At 60.2% G+C, this 14,310-nt stretch carries 15 protein-coding genes; 7 read left to right on the top strand and 8 right to left on the bottom strand.

Translation table 11 applies throughout. The annotated features are described in order from the left end of the window. Nucleotides 1-3 precede the first annotated feature (3 nt). Nucleotides 4-471, top strand: coding sequence for a recombination regulator RecX (recX, locus tag ACM530_RS03755; protein ID WP_017137076.1), 468 nt, complete (start codon nt 4-6; stop codon nt 469-471). A gap of 197 nt (nt 472-668) precedes the next feature. On the opposite strand, the gene ACM530_RS03750 is transcribed toward recX, so the two are convergent. Together ACM530_RS03750 and ACM530_RS03745 are read right to left on the bottom strand one after the other, a co-directional pair. After that, the gene (locus ACM530_RS03750) at nt 669-1,781 is read right to left on the bottom strand and encodes a TIGR00730 family Rossman fold protein (RefSeq protein WP_416364284.1); all 1,113 of its coding nucleotides are present in this window, start codon (nt 1,779-1,781) and stop codon (nt 669-671) included. Between the two features lie 378 nt (nt 1,782-2,159). Beyond that, nucleotides 2,160-2,600 (bottom strand): PA3611 family quorum-sensing-regulated virulence factor, encoded by a 441-nt coding sequence (locus tag ACM530_RS03745; RefSeq protein WP_106577233.1) that lies wholly within the window; start codon nt 2,598-2,600, stop codon nt 2,160-2,162. 198 nt (nt 2,601-2,798) lie between these two features. On the opposite strand from ACM530_RS03745, the gene ACM530_RS03740 reads away from it, so the two are divergent. The 3 genes from ACM530_RS03740 (at nt 2,799) to ACM530_RS03730 (ending at nt 4,858) form a co-directional block, all read left to right on the top strand. Further along, nucleotides 2,799-3,518: a tRNA-uridine aminocarboxypropyltransferase gene (locus tag ACM530_RS03740; protein ID WP_145161639.1), complete on the top strand. Its 720-nt coding sequence runs from the start codon at nt 2,799-2,801 to the stop codon at nt 3,516-3,518. 251 nt (nt 3,519-3,769) lie between these two features. Beyond that, nucleotides 3,770-4,420 (top strand): response regulator transcription factor ErdR, encoded by a 651-nt coding sequence (gene erdR / locus ACM530_RS03735; protein WP_106577231.1) that lies wholly within the window; start codon nt 3,770-3,772, stop codon nt 4,418-4,420. Between the two features lie 75 nt (nt 4,421-4,495). Then, nucleotides 4,496-4,858, top strand: coding sequence for a diacylglycerol kinase (locus ACM530_RS03730; protein ID WP_416364283.1), 363 nt, complete (start codon nt 4,496-4,498; stop codon nt 4,856-4,858). 4 nt (nt 4,859-4,862) lie between these two features. Here the strand turns inward: ACM530_RS03730 and ACM530_RS03725 are convergent, their stop codons facing one another. Beyond that, nucleotides 4,863-5,789, bottom strand: a complete 927-nt coding sequence (locus ACM530_RS03725; protein ID WP_169368331.1) for a LysR family transcriptional regulator — start codon at nt 5,787-5,789, stop codon at nt 4,863-4,865. A 124-nt stretch (nt 5,790-5,913) separates the two neighbouring features. Between ACM530_RS03725 and fpr the strand changes: the two genes are divergently transcribed. Beyond that, on the top strand, nt 5,914-6,693 hold the full coding sequence (fpr, locus tag ACM530_RS03720) for a ferredoxin-NADP reductase (RefSeq protein WP_003189055.1): 780 nt from the start codon (nt 5,914-5,916) through the stop codon (nt 6,691-6,693). Between the two features lie 130 nt (nt 6,694-6,823). Here fpr and tsaA read toward each other — a convergent pair whose 3' ends face one another. The 5 genes from tsaA to rimO all read right to left on the bottom strand — a co-directional run bounded on the left by tsaA (nt 6,824) and on the right by rimO (nt 10,882). Further along, nucleotides 6,824-7,519, bottom strand: coding sequence for a tRNA (N6-threonylcarbamoyladenosine(37)-N6)-methyltransferase TrmO (gene tsaA / locus ACM530_RS03715; RefSeq protein WP_262210469.1), 696 nt, complete (start codon nt 7,517-7,519; stop codon nt 6,824-6,826). Between the two features lie 3 nt (nt 7,520-7,522). Then, nucleotides 7,523-7,984 (bottom strand): DUF1456 family protein, encoded by a 462-nt coding sequence (locus ACM530_RS03710; RefSeq protein ID WP_003189058.1) that lies wholly within the window; start codon nt 7,982-7,984, stop codon nt 7,523-7,525. A gap of 69 nt (nt 7,985-8,053) precedes the next feature. Beyond that, the gene (locus ACM530_RS03705; protein ID WP_053254683.1) at nt 8,054-8,764 is read right to left on the bottom strand and encodes an rRNA pseudouridine synthase; all 711 of its coding nucleotides are present in this window, start codon (nt 8,762-8,764) and stop codon (nt 8,054-8,056) included. 210 nt (nt 8,765-8,974) lie between these two features. Next, complete coding sequence (locus ACM530_RS03700) at nt 8,975-9,442, bottom strand: GNAT family N-acetyltransferase (protein ID WP_106577228.1); 468 nt, start codon at nt 9,440-9,442, stop codon at nt 8,975-8,977. A gap of 99 nt (nt 9,443-9,541) precedes the next feature. After that, nucleotides 9,542-10,882 carry a 30S ribosomal protein S12 methylthiotransferase RimO gene (gene rimO / locus ACM530_RS03695; RefSeq protein WP_106577227.1) on the bottom strand — a complete coding sequence of 447 codons (1,341 nt, stop codon included), beginning with the start codon at nt 10,880-10,882 and terminating at the stop codon, nt 9,542-9,544. Between the two features lie 289 nt (nt 10,883-11,171). Here rimO and ACM530_RS03690 point away from each other — a divergent pair, with 289 nt between their 5' ends. Together ACM530_RS03690 and ACM530_RS03685 are read left to right on the top strand one after the other, a co-directional pair. Then, a complete protein-coding gene (locus ACM530_RS03690) occupies nt 11,172-13,073 on the top strand; it encodes a potassium transporter Kup (protein ID WP_145161742.1) in 1,902 nt (633 codons plus the stop codon). A gap of 126 nt (nt 13,074-13,199) precedes the next feature. Beyond that, nucleotides 13,200-14,306, top strand: coding sequence for an NADH:flavin oxidoreductase/NADH oxidase (locus ACM530_RS03685; RefSeq protein WP_106577225.1), 1,107 nt, complete (start codon nt 13,200-13,202; stop codon nt 14,304-14,306). Nucleotides 14,307-14,310: the final 4 nt, after the last annotated feature.

Here is a 14,310-nt window from a genome sequence, read left to right as displayed (position 1 = left end):
ACGATGACTGTTGTACTGGATACACTCGTCGCCGTTCGGCGCACTGCGATGGACCTGCTCGCTCGACGCGAGCATGGTCGAGTCGAGCTGACGCGTAAACTGCGTCAGCGCGGTGCAGAGCCCGAGATGATCGAAACTGCCCTCGACCGCTTAACGGAAGAAGGGCTTCTGTCGGAAGCGCGTTACCTGGAAAGCTTTGTCTCCTACCGCGCGCGCTCCGGCTATGGCCCGGCGCGAATTCGTGAAGAGCTGAGCCAGCGCGGTCTGCAACGCGCTGATATCGACCTCGCCCTGCGTGAGTGCGGTATCAGTTGGCAGTCGCAGTTGGAAGATACCTGGCGCCGCAAGTTTGCCGGCCATCTTCCGATTGATGCCAGGGAGCGTGCTAAGCAAGGTCGCTTCCTGAGTTATCGCGGGTTTTCGATGGATATGATCAGCCGCCTGTTAAGCGGCCGAGACATGGAAGACTGAGCTTTCGAGCTGCTGAAATTTAAAATTCAGGCGCTGGCTTGCCTGCGATGTGGACGCTTCGGTTTCCCAGTAGGATCGCGATGATGCCATCGCAGGCAAGCCAGCTCCCACATCGAATCTGCTGCATCTGATCGAACTCGGTAAATTAAAAAGGCCCACTATGAAAATAGTGGGCCTTTTTTTTTGCCTTCAAAAAATCATGCTGGCTCGGGCGTTACTCGCTGCTGCGCTTTCCCCTGAGCCTGTGCCCAGTTTTCCGGCAGGTTGATGTAATCCACCAACTCTCGCAGTCGACCTTGATCGCGGCCATTGAAGTTGAACACCAAGCGCGTCAAATGGCTGAACCTCGGCTCATCGTGTTCCTCGCCGGTATAGGCAAGCTGCTGGAACTCACCACTCAGCCGCAGGCTGGCAAACTCGCTTTGCAAATGAGCCAGCGCCCGTTCACTGAGCGGATGGTTCATGCGCACCACAAACTCACGCTTCAACCAGCGCGTGGAGTGAAAGTTGGCATAGAACTGGTTGATTTCGTCCACGGCTTCTTCAGCACTGTGTACCAGTCGGACCAGCTTGAGGTCGGTGGGCAGGATATAGCGATTGGCTTCGAGCTGGCTGCGGATAAAGTCCAGAGCGCCTTGCCAAAAACTGCCGCCCGGAGCATCCAGCAGTACTACTGGCACTAGTGGGCTTTTGCCGGTCTGGATCAGGGTGAGCACTTCAAGCGCTTCATCCAGGGTGCCGAACCCGCCCGGGCACAACACCAGCGCATCGGCTTCCTTGACGAAAAACAGCTTGCGGGTAAAGAAGAAGTGGAAGGACAGCAGGTTCTCAGTGCCGTCGATGGTCGGGTTGGCGTGCTGCTCAAAGGGCAGGGTAATGTTGAACCCCAGGCTGTGTTCCAGGCCGGCGCCTTCGTGGGCTGCCGCCATGATGCCGCCGCCACCGCCGGTGATCACCATCAGGTCCGATTGCGCCAGCTGGGCGCCGACTTCCCGGGCCAGGGCATACAACGGGCTTTCAACCGGTGTGCGTGCCGAGCCGAACACGGTCACCTTGCGGCGGTTCTTGAACTGTTCGAGCACGCGGAAGGCATTGTCCAGTTCGCGGATCGCCTGCAAGGTGATTTTGGCGTTCCAACGGTTGCGATCGTCCTGGGCCATGCGCAGAACGGTGAGGATCATGTCGCGATAAAGGGGAATGTTCGGGCTGCTGGGCGCGACCAGCTGGAGTTGCGCGTCGACCTGCTGAGTGAGGTCGGTCCCGTGTTCTTCAAAATGACGGAGCAGACGGTCATTCGATTCGTAAGTCATTCAACTTCTCCTTCTTCACAGAACCTGGGCCCTCGGCGAGGTATTCGTCCGCGGCCACGACACTGCATGTGTCGCTGCACGCCAGGGGCATTGCACGGTATGCACCGAGCGGCGAAGCGGGCTCTGTATGTTCCTTGTGATTTGGAAACCTTTGCACTGCAAGTCGCAGGAGGGCAACCCTCTTTTGCCCTGAAAATGTTACAGAACGGCGTGGAAAATGCGCGGGGCAGGCGGTCGGGATGACTTGATCATGAGCCGAAAAACCCTTGGCTGGCAACCGGTTATTGGTCGCACATCAAGCAGTTTAGTCGTCGGCAAGCATAGGCAGCGAGGGAAGTGCGCGCCACAGGACAGCAGCGCGCGATGGTCGAGCAATCGTTACTTTTTCTTCTTCGCTGCGGCAGGTGCCGGGCAATCGGCTTCGACAAACTTGACCGACGCCACCGGGCGGTTGGTCTTGTTCTCGGAGATGTCATAGCGCATCACGGCACCCTTGGCCATCAACTCGCGGTAACCCTTGTTCAGGCACACGCTTTGACCCAGCTGGAAATATACAGCCTTGGGGTTGGCGCGCATCTGTTCGGCACGGTCAGGCTGCACGCTGAGGTGATCGATCAGTTGCATGCCTTCAACGGTGTAGGCCACTTCCAGGGTTTTTTCATCGATTTCCCGGGGCAGGTCCTTGTTGCTTTCGGCCGCGACGCTTTGCAGCTTCCTGTTCATTTGGGCCTCCAGCAGCGAGGCCGCGTGGGCGCCCATGGGCAATACCAGCGCGAGGGCGACGGATGGGGCAACAAGGCGCAGCATGGAACGCAGCATGAAAATCTCCTGATTCGGTTACTGGTGCATAGACCAGCCACTGCGTTGTGCGTTCAGTGGCGCGCAATTATAGGTGAGCGCCTGCCACTACAGCCAGGCGTATCGCTCAGAAGTGCCGGCGGCTCTGGTAAACTGCCGCCACTTAAGCCTGTCTCGAGTTCCCCCAGTGTCGATTTTGCCTTCTACGGGTTGCACCCGATGAGCCATGCCGTTTCCCGCTTGCGTACCCAGCGGCTGGCGCGGGCCGTGCGCCCGTTCCTCAACCGAGGTTCGCGCGCCGAACGTTGCCCCGGCTGCCGGGTGATTCCCGAATATTGCCTGTGTGCCTGGCGGCCGCAGGTAGAAGCGCGTTCGGCGATGTGCCTGCTGATGCACGATGTGGAGCCGATGAAGCCGAGCAACACAGGCTGGCTGATTGCCGATGTGATTGACGACACCACCGCGTTCGCCTGGTCGCGCACCGAGGTCGATCCCGCGTTGCTGACCCTGTTGGCCGACCCGCAGTGGCAACCCTACATCGTGTTTCCCGGCGAATTCGTCGCGCCAGAGCGGGTTGTCAGTGAGGTGAAAGTGGAGGAGGGCAAGCGCCCGTTGTTCATCCTGCTGGATGGCACCTGGAGTGAAGCGCGCAAGATGTTCCGCAAGAGCCCTTACCTTGAGCACTTGCCCGTGTTGAGCCTGGCGCCTGAACAGCTGTCGCGCTACAAGCTGCGCCGCTCCAAGCGGGATGATCATTTTTGCACCGCCGAAGTCGCGGCGCTGTGCCTGGAGCTAGCCAGCGATCAGGCGGCCAGTGAAGTGCTGGATGCTTACCTCGACGTATTCAGCACCCATTACCTGGCGGCCAAGTTCCTGTTGCCGCTGGACCCGGCGGACAGCGTTCATGCGCGCCTCTCGCCCCACATCCCGGCGGTATGACCAGACGACGTTTGCATGATGGCACTGTAAACCTGCAACTCGCTAAAATGCCCGCGGGCGTAGTGCTTGACCCCCCAGGCTACGCTGGGCATGCTGGGCGCCGATTGGGGCGTAACCGTGAATTTTCAGCGTCGTTGCAGGTGTTTTTGACGCTGAGCCTGCCCCGTGGCGATGGCTGCCTGGCCGTTGCCTTGTGTACTGGCGAACCCTGAACCCGTCAGGGCTGCCATAAAAACAGGATCATTTAATCAATGGCCACATACGAAATCCTGATAGCCGATGACCACCCGCTGTTTCGCAGTGCCCTGCATCAGGCGGTAACCCTGGGCCTTGGCCCGGACGTGCGACTGGTTGAAGTGGCCAGCATTGCCGAGCTGGAAGCACGACTCACCGAAAAATCCGACTGGGACCTGGTGCTGCTCGACCTGAACATGCCCGGCGCCTACGGTTTTTCCGGGCTGGTGCTGTTACGCGGGCAATACCCGCAGATCCCGGTGGTGATGGTTTCGGCCCAGGAAGAAGCTGACGTGGTGGTGCGCTCCAAGGAGTTTGGCGCCAGCGGTTTCATTCCCAAGTCCAGTTCAATGGAAGCGATCCAGAAAGCCGTGCGTACCGTGCTTGACGGCGATGTGTCCTGGCCGCCGCAAGCGTTTGAAGAAATCAACGTGTCCGACGAAGCCAAGGCTGCCCGTGATGGCCTCGCCAGCCTGACGCCTCAGCAATTTCGGGTGTTGACCATGGTCTGCGAAGGCTTGCTGAACAAGCAGATTGCTTACGAATTGAGCGTGTCGGAAGCGACCATCAAGGCCCATGTGACGGCGATTTTTCGCAAGCTGGGCGTGCGCACGCGCACTCAGGCAGCGCTGCTCTTGCAACAACTTGAGTCAATTTCGCAGCACTAAGACATTGCCGATTCACGCTTTTTTGACTTTGCGTGATCTAGTTTCCCCACTTCTTTGGTTCAGTTGCCTACATCTATGTCGCCTTTCAAGGGTCAAACCGGTATCAAACGTATCTTCAACGCAGGGGGCTATTCCCTGGATGGCCTGCGTGCGGCTTTCACTGGCGAGGCGGCATTCCGTCAGTTGGTGTTGCTCAACGTGATCCTGATTCCGCTGAGCTTTTTCCTGCACGTCAGCCGGGTCGAGCGAGCCTTGCTCATCGCGGTGTGCCTGCTGGCCCTGATCGTCGAACTGCTCAACTCCGCGGTGGAAGCGGCCATCGACCGGATTTCCCTCGACCTGCACCCGCTGTCGAAAAACGCCAAGGACATGGGCAGCGCCGCACAATTCGTGGCGCTGACCATAATCACCCTGGTGTGGGCCGTGATTCTGATCTAAGGCATCAGGCGATGCTCGGCAGCACGATCTCGTCGCTGCGCTGAACCCCGGCGGTGAAGGCGCGGCACAGTTCCAGAAACTCGCGCATTGCCGAGGTCTGGTACTTCTGTTTATGCCAGATAAAGTAAAACTGCCGGGCCAGGTCCAGGTCCGGGGTTTCCACCGGCACCAGGCTGCCGCGGCGGAACGCATCGCGCAGCGCCAGCCGGGAAATGCAGCCAATCCCCAAGCCCGACTCCACCGCACGTTTGATCGCCTCGGTGTGTTCCAGCTCCAGGCGGATATTCAGCGCGCTGCGATGATGTCGCATGGCCTGGTCAAAGGTCAGGCGCGTGCCGGAGCCTTGCTCGCGCAGGATCCATGCTTCATGGGTTAACTCTTCCATGGTTGCCACGCCGCGTTTGGCCAAGTGATGCTGCGGCGCGCAAAACACCACCAGCTCATCTTCCACCCAGGTCTGCACTTCGATGTCGGGGTGGCTGCAGTCGCCTTCGATTAGACCCAGGTCAATTTCGTAGTGCGCTACCTGATGCACGATATGCGCAGTGTTCTGCACATGCAGCTTCACCTGGCTCTCGGGGTGCTGCTGCATGAAGCTGCCGATCAACAGCGTGGCCAGGTAATTGCCGATGGTCAGGGTGGCGCCGACCGCCAGGGAGCCAAAGCCTGACTTGCCGTTGAGCAGGTCTTCGATCTCCTTGGCCTGGTCCAGCAGTGCCACCGCCTGCGGCAACAACTGATGGCCGAGGGCGTTGAGGCTCAGGCGTTTGCCCGCGCGGTCGAATAATTGGCAGCTGGATTGACGCTCCAGCTCGGTGATCGAGGTGCTGGCGGCAGATTGAGATAAGGCCAGAAGGCCAGCGGCGCGTGAGACGCTTTCCTGCTGGGCGACGGCGACGAAGACTTGCAGTTGACGGAGAGTAAATCGCATATCGATATAACCGATAACCCTTATCTTAATAATCCAGTTAACAGATATTGTCGCCGCCATTAGAATGCTGTGCAATTGCGCACCTCAATCTTGGCGCAGACCCATTTCCAGGAGTCCCCCGTACATGAGCAACATGAACCACGAGCGTGTCCTCAGTGTTCATCACTGGAACGACACTCTGTTCAGCTTCAAGTGCACCCGCGATCCGGGCCTGCGCTTCGAGAACGGTCAGTTCGTGATGATCGGCCTGCAACAGCCAAATGGCCGCCCGCTCATGCGCGCATACTCCATTGCCAGCCCGAACTGGGAAGAGCATCTGGAGTTCTTCAGCATCAAGGTGCCCGATGGCCCGCTGACTTCCCAATTGCAGCACTTGAAGGAAGGCGACGAGATCATCATCAGCAAAAAACCGACAGGCACCCTGGTGCTTGACGATTTGAAGCCGGGCAAACACCTGTACCTGCTCAGCACCGGTACTGGCCTCGCGCCGTTCATGAGCGTGATCCAGGACCCGGAAACCTACGAGCGTTTCGAAAAGGTGATCCTGTGCCACGGCGTGCGTTACGTCAACGAAGTCGCCTACCGCGAATTCATCACCGAGCACCTGCCGCAGAACGAATTCTTCGGCGAGGCCCTGCGTGACAAGTTGATCTACTACCCGACCGTGACCCGCGAGCCATTCGAAAACGAAGGCCGCCTGACTGACCTGATGCGCAGCGGCAAGCTGTTCAGCGACATCGGCCTGCCACCGATCAACCCTGAAGACGACCGCGCCATGCTGTGCGGCAGCCCAAGCATGCTCGATGAAACCAGCGAAGTGCTGAACAGCTTCGGCCTGAAGGTTTCGCCGCGTATGCGTGAGCCGGGTGATTACTTGATCGAGCGTGCGTTCGTCGAGAAGTAAAACGGTCAGGGCAACAAAGAAGATCTAAATGTGGGAGGGGGCTTGCCCCCGATGGCGCCAAGTCAGTCAACAGAGATGTTGAATGTACCACCGCTATCGGGGGCAAGCCCCCTCCCACATTTTTTCCGGTTTATCCAGCCGCAAGCACTTCCAGTACACAGATGAGGCCCGCCTCTGGATAGTGCCAGCGCACATCCACATCCCAGAACTGCGCGCCATATTCGCGCTCCGGCCCCGGCGTTTGATACGCCGGCCTTGGGTCCTGCGCCAAGCACTGATCAATCAACTCCACCAGAGGCTCGCCAAGACGCTGAGCATGGCCTTGTGCCTGTTGCAGCGCGGTCTTCAGCCACTGCACCGGAATCAGCTGCGGCGCGCCACTGGCGATGCGGTTGGTGGCCGTGTCGATAATATCGGCGTAGGGCACATACGGCTTGATATCCAGCACCGGCGTGCCATCGAGCAAATCAATCCCGGAAATCCACAACCGCCCCGGCTCCACCTTGTCCAGCTTGACCACTGACTGACCAATGCCGTTAGGGCGATGGGTGGCGCGGGTGGCGAACACACCCATGGACGTGTTGCCGCCCAGGCGTGGCGGGCGCACTTTGAGGCGCGGCTTGTCTTCCAGGGCCTGGTGGAACAGAAACAGCAACCAGACATGGCTGACCTGCTCCAGGCCCTGCACGGCCTCACCCCCGTCGAACGGCGTCACCAGTTCCAGCACGCCGCGGGCGGCAGGCGCCAGTTGCGGTTGGCGCGGGATGGCGAACTTCTCCTTGAAGCAGGAGCGCACGAAGCCGACGGGGGAGACGTTGTAGCTCATGGTTTACGCACGAACCCGCAGCGTCAGGCCCTTGAGGAAGTTACGCAGCAACTGGTCGCCACACGTGCGGTAGTTGGTGTGGCCGAACTTGCGGAACAGCGCGCTCAGCTCTGGCTTGGACACCGGGAACTCGGCAGCCTTGAGGATCGCGTGCATGTCGTCCTCCTTCAATTCGAAGGCCACGCGCAGCTTCTTCAGGATGATGTTGTTGGTCACCGGAGTTTCGATCGGCTGCGGCGGACGGCTTTCGTCCTTGCCGCGCTTGAAAATCACCAGGCCGTCAAGGAAGTGCGCCATGACGTCGTCCGGGCAGAACACAAAACCTTCTTCCTCATCTTTTTTGAGGTAGGTCAGCAGGTCTTCCTTGGTCACGTCCATGCCGCCGAGCTTGATGATCTCGACCATCTTGTTGTCGCTGATGTCGAGCATGTAGCGCACGCTGCGCAGTACGTCGTTGTGAATCATGGTGGGCAATCCTGGTATTCAACTGAGGACACCGCCCGGTCAGGCGGCGTCGAGAAAGGGGGCAGCGGCTTAGAACTTCTCTTTGCCGGACAGGTAACGCCATTGGCCGACCGGCACTTTGCCGATGGACACGCCGCCAATGCGGATGCGGCGGATGGCGATGACTTTCAAGCCAACGGCTTCGCAGAACAGGGCGATCACACCCGGTTGCGGGTTTTTCATCGCAAAGCGCAGGCGGTTTTCGTTTTGCCAGCTGGCTTTCACGGCGGGCAGCTCTTTGCCCTTGTAAGTCAGGCCGTGGTTCAGGCGATTGAGGCCGTGGGCGACCATGTCGCCTTCAACCTCTACCACGTATTCCTGCTCGATCTTGGCGGCATCGGCGGTCAACTTGCGCAGAATCTTCCAGTCCTGGGTGAACACCAGCAGGCCGCTGGCCTTGGCTTGCAGGTCGGCACTGGCGGTCAGGCGCAGGAAGTGGCCCTTTAGCGGGCGTTTGCTGAAGCGATGCTCTTCGGACAGGGTTTCGGCGCTGATCGAGGCCATCGCCGTTTCCGCGTCCACGCCGACCGGCGCGTGCAGCAGAATGGTCACCGGCTCCGGTGCAGTGGCTTTGGCCTCTGGGTCCAGCTCGACCTTCTGGGTGGTGACCTTGAACTGCGGTTCGTCGATCACTTCGCCGTCCACCGAGACCCAGCCGCCTTCGATAAACAGCTCAGCCTCCCGACGGGAGCAACCGACCAGTTCGATAAGGCGTTTGGAGAGGCGTATGGGGTCAGTCATGACAAGGGCCGTAGCAAAATGGGGCAGCTATTGTACCTGCCTGGCGCGGGTTAATCCCGGCTCCATTTCAGCGCTGGGCTTTATTGGTCAATACACGGTTCAAAATGTGGGAGCGGGCTTGCTCGCGAAGGCGGTGTATCAGCCAAGGTGTGCTGATGGGGCCACCGCTTTCGCAGGCAAGCCGGCTCCCACATTTTATCCGGTGTTGCGTCAGCCTCTGCGCAGTTGCTGCTGGCGCAAACGCATGTGCAGCAACGGATACGGCTGGCCCAGCCCGTCATGCTCTGCGCGGCCGATCACCTCAAAGCCCTGCTTGAAGTAAAAGCCCAGGGCCTGCGGGTTCTGTTCGTTGACGTCCAGCGTGTCGGCGTTCATGTGCTCGATCGCATAACGCAGCAGTTGCCGGCCGAGGCCCTGGCCACGGTGCTGCGGGTCGATAAACAGCATTTCGACCTTGCCTGACGCCACGCCGGCGAACCCGGTGATGCGTTGGCGCGCGTCCTTGGTGCAGATCAGCATCACCGAGTCGAGGTAGCGCGTCAGCACCAGCTCCTTGAGCAACACAATGTAGCTGTCCGGCAAAAAGTCGTGGGTCGCCCGCACCGAGTCTTCCCACAGTTGCGCCAGGTGCGCGAAGTCGCTGAGTTTGGGTGTATGAATTGCCGAAAGCTGACGCATGCCCGCTGCCCCTTGCCTGTTTCTACGCCAATGGGCAAACGATAGACCTAAAAAAGCCCCGCATCTTGTCCAGAGGCGGGGCTTTTAAGGTTTTTTTGATCAGTCGCGCTTGACGGCCCACAGGTCGTATTCGTCGGCGTCGGTCACGGTGCACCAGACCTTGTCGCCCGGCTTCAGGCCGCTGGCATCGTCGATAAACACGTTACCGTCGATTTCCGGCGCATCGAAGAAGCAACGGCCTACGGCGCCTTGCTCGTCGACTTCGTCGATCAGCACTTCGATTTCCCGGCCGATGCGCAGTTGCAGACGTGCCGAGCTGATGGCCTGCTGGTGCGCCATGAAGCGCTCCCAACGGTCTTGCTTGACCTCATCCGGTACGATGGCAGCGTCCAGCAAATTGGCGGGGGCGCCTTCGACCGGCGAGTACTGGAAGCAGCCGACGCGGTCCAGCTGCGCTTCGGTCAGCCAGTCCAGCAGGTACTGGAAGTCTTCTTCGGTTTCGCCGGGGAAGCCGACGATGAAGGTCGAGCGGATGATCAGCTCCGGGCAGATCTCGCGCCAGTTCTTGATGCGCGCCAGGGTCTTGTCTTCAAAGGCCGGGCGTTTCATGGCCTTGAGGATTTTCGGGCTGGCGTGCTGGAACGGGATGTCCAGGTACGGCAGGATCTTGCCGGCGGCCATCAACGGGATCAGTTCGTCCACGTGCGGGTACGGGTAAACGTAGTGCAGGCGCACCCATACGCCCAAGCTGCTCAAGGCTTCGCAGAGTTCGGTCATGCGGGTTTTCACCGGCGCGCCGTTCCAGAAACCGGTGCGGTATTTCACGTCAACGCCGTAGGCGCTGGTGTCTTGGGAAATCACCAACAGCTCTTTGACGCCGGATTTGACCAGGCGCTGAGCCTCGTCCAGCACATCACCGACCGGGCGGCTGACCAGCTTGCCGCGCATCGACGGGATGATGCAGAAGCTGCAGCTGTGGTTGCAGCCTTCGGAAATTTTCAGGTAGGCGTAGTGGCGCGGGGTCAGCTTGATGCCTTGCGGCGGCACCAGGTCGATCAGCGGGTTGTGGTCCTGACGCGGCGGCACCACGTCGTGCACGGCGTTGACCACCTGCTCGTACTGCTGCGGGCCGGTCACGGCCAGCACGCTTGGGTGCACGTTGCGGATAGCGCCTTCTTCCACGCCCATGCAGCCGGTGACGATGACCTTGCCGTTTTCCTTGATGGCTTCGCCGATCACTTCCAGCGACTCAGCCTTGGCCGAGTCGATGAAGCCGCAGGTGTTGACCACCACCACGTCGGCGTCCTGATACGTGGACACGACGTCATAGCCTTCCATGCGCAGTTGCGTAAGGATGCGCTCGGAGTCGACCAGAGCCTTCGGGCAACCCAGGGATACAAAGCCGACCTTGGGGTTGGCTTTTGCGATGGTGGTGGACATGTCTAACCTCGGTATTGAATGGCGCCGCCAGTCGGGCACGACACGGCGGTAGACGGGCGCTTGGTGCGCCTCTGATCAAAAAGTGCGCAATTCTAGCGACGGGCAACGCACTTGACCAGCTTTATGCGGGGAAATGCGACGAGTGCTGCGCTATGCTTCGCGCCGTTGCGCATGGGTAAAACCCTTGGGTCAATAAAACGTCTGTTACGAGAAGTAAAACAGCGCATGCTACGGTCAGCTTAGGCGCGTTGTTTATAAAAGGCCTTGGGTCAAAGGGCAGGAGTGGTTGATGGGTCAGGCAAATAGTCAGGCGGCAGGTGCCGAGCATTCCAATGCAAAGCCGATTGGCATGCTGGTGGCGGCAGTCGGGGTGGTTTACGGCGATATCGGTACCAGCCCGCTCTATACCCTTAAAGAAGTGTTTACCGGTGGTTACGGGGTTCAGGTCAACCATGATGGTGTGCTGGGGATCCTGGCGCTGATCTTCTGGTCGCTGATCTGGGTGGTGTCGATCAAATACATGCTGTTCGTGTTGCGCGCCGACAACCAAGGCGAAGGCGGCATCATGGCGCTGACGGCGTTGGCGCGACGAGCGGCAGGGGAGCGCAAGAAGTTGCGCAGTTTCCTGGTGGTGTGTGGCTTGTGCGGCGCAGCACTGTTCTACGGCGACAGCATGATCACCCCGGCGATTTCGGTGTTGTCGGCTATTGAAGGCCTGGAGTTGGCGTTCGATGGCCTCGACAAATGGGTCGTACCGATCGCACTGGTGGTGCTGGTGGCGCTGTTCCTGATCCAGAAACACGGCACCGACCGCATCGGCAAGCTGTTCGGGCCAGTGATGGTGACGTGGTTCCTGGTGCTCGGCGGCCTCGGTGTGTATGGCATCACCCTGCACCCTGAAGTGCTCAACGCATTGAATCCGATGTGGGGCGTGCGTTTCTTCGAAGCTCACCCTGGTATTGGTGTGGCAATCCTCGGTGCGGTGGTGCTGGCATTGACGGGCGCCGAGGCGTTGTACGCCGACATGGGCCACTTCGGCCGCAAACCCATCGCTCGCGCCTGGTTCATTCTGGTGCTGCCGGCGCTGGTGCTTAACTATTTCGGCCAGGGCGCCATGCTGTTGGGCGATCCGGAAGCCGCGCGTAACCCGTTCTACCTGCTGGCGCCGAGCTGGGCGCTGATCCCGCTGGTGGTGTTGTCCACCCTGGCCACGGTGATTGCCTCCCAGGCGGTGATTTCGGGTGCGTTCTCGTTGACGCGCCAGGCGATCCAGCTGGGTTATATCCCGCGCATGCACATTCAACACACCTCCAGCGCCGAACAGGGCCAGATCTACATCGGCGCGGTGAATTGGTCGCTGATGGTCGGCGTGATTCTGCTGGTGATCGGCTTCGAGTCCTCCAATGCGCTGGCGTCCGCGTACGGCGTAGCGGTGACCGGCACCATGCTGATGACCACCATCCTGGTGTCGGCGGTGATGCTGCTGTTGTGGAAATGGCCGCCGATACTCGCCGTGCCGGTCTTGGTTTGCTGCCTGTTGGTGGACGGCCTGTACTTTGCGGCCAACGTGCCGAAGATCATCCAGGGCGGCGCCTTTCCGGTGTTGGCGGGGATCGTGCTGTTTGTGCTGATGACCACCTGGAAGCGCGGCAAGCAATTGCTGGTGGACCGTCTAGACGAGGGCGGCCTGCCGTTGCCGATCTTCATCAGCAGTATTCGCGTGCAGCCGCCTCATCGCGTGCAGGGCACGGCGGTGTTCCTCACCGCGCGCCCAGACGCCGTGCCCCACGCGCTGTTGCACAACCTGCTGCACAACCAGGTGTTGCATGAGCAGGTGGTGATGCTGACGGTGGTCTACGAGGACATCCCGCGTGTGCCGGCTTCGCGGCGCTTTGAGGTGGACGCCTATGGGGAAGGGTTCTTCCGGGTGATCCTGCACTTCGGGTTTACAGATGAGCCGGACGTGCCGGAGGCACTCAAGCTGTGCCATCTGGACGACCTGGATTTCAGCCCGATGCGCACCACCTACTTCCTCAGCCGCGAAACGGTGATTGCCTCGCGCATCAAGGGCATGGCCCGTTGGCGTGAAAGCCTGTTTGCCTTCATGTTGAAAAATGCCAACGGCAACCTGCGCTTCTTCAAACTCCCGGTCAACCGGGTGATCGAGCTGGGCACCCAGGTCGAAATGTAAGCCGCTGCTGCACGGGAGCCGGCAATCGGCTCCCGTTTTCCATCTGAACCCTATGCAAGCCACCGTTGTCGACTAGGCTCTAAGCACTGTTTGAATAGTGCCCACAGAACCCAGAAGAGGTGCGCCATGAGTCAGCTGCTCGAACCCTACACCCTCCGTCAATTGACCCTGCTCAACCGGATTGCCGTCTCGCCGATGTGCCAGTACTCATCCGACGATGGCCTGGCCAATGACTGGCACCTGGTGCACCTTGGCAGCCGCGCCGTGGGCGGCGCCGGGCTGATTTTCACCGAAGCCACCGCCGTGACCGCCGATGGCCGCATCACTGCCCAGGACCTGGGCCTCTGGAACGACGCACAAATCGAACCGTTGCAACGCATCACGCGTTTCATTGCTGCCCAAGGCGCAGTGGCGGGCATTCAACTGGCGCACGCTGGGCGCAAGGCCAGCACACACCGGCCGTGGATCGGCAAGCACGGCAGCGTCAAGCCGGAAGAGGGCGGTTGGGTGCCGGTTGGGCCTTCGCCGATTGCCTTTGATCCCAACCACACCCAGCCCAAGCCATTGGATGATGCGCAAATCCAGCAAGTGATCGCCGACTTTGTCGCCGCTGCCAAACGCGCGCTTACGGCTGGCTTTGAAGTGGTGGAAATCCATGCGGCCCACGGTTACCTGCTGCATCAATTCCTGTCGCCCATCAGCAATCAGCGCCAGGACCACTACGGTGGCTCGTTTGAAAACCGCATACGCCTGGTGCTGGAAGTGACCCAGGCTGTGCGTGAGGTCTGGCCTCAGGAGCTGCCGCTGTTTGTGCGCGTGTCGGCCACCGACTGGGTCGAAGACGGCTGGAACCCGGATGAAACCGTGGAGCTGGCGCGCCGCCTCAAAGACCTTGGCGTAGACCTGATCGACGTGTCGTCCGGTGGCACCGCCGCCAACGCCGAGATCCCCACCGGCCCCGGCTACCAGACGCGCTTTGCCGAGCGTGTGCGCAAAGAGTCGGGCATCGCCACCGGCACGGTCGGCATGATCACCGAGCCGGCCCAGGCCGAGCACATTTTGCGCACGTGCCAGGCCGATATCATCTTCCTGGCCCGTGAGCTGTTGCGTGACCCTTACTGGCCGTTGCATGCCGACGATGACTTGGGCGGCCGCCAGGCCACCTGGCCGGCGCAGTACCAACGGGCGACCCATCGTGATCAGCCGATTCATGAGTCTGATCTGCGGGACTGACCAG

It is taken from the genome of Pseudomonas sp. NFX183 (genome assembly GCF_047943075.1).
Taxonomy (GTDB): domain Bacteria; phylum Pseudomonadota; class Gammaproteobacteria; order Pseudomonadales; family Pseudomonadaceae; genus Aquipseudomonas.
This window is presented reverse-complemented; position numbering and strand designations above follow the sequence as displayed.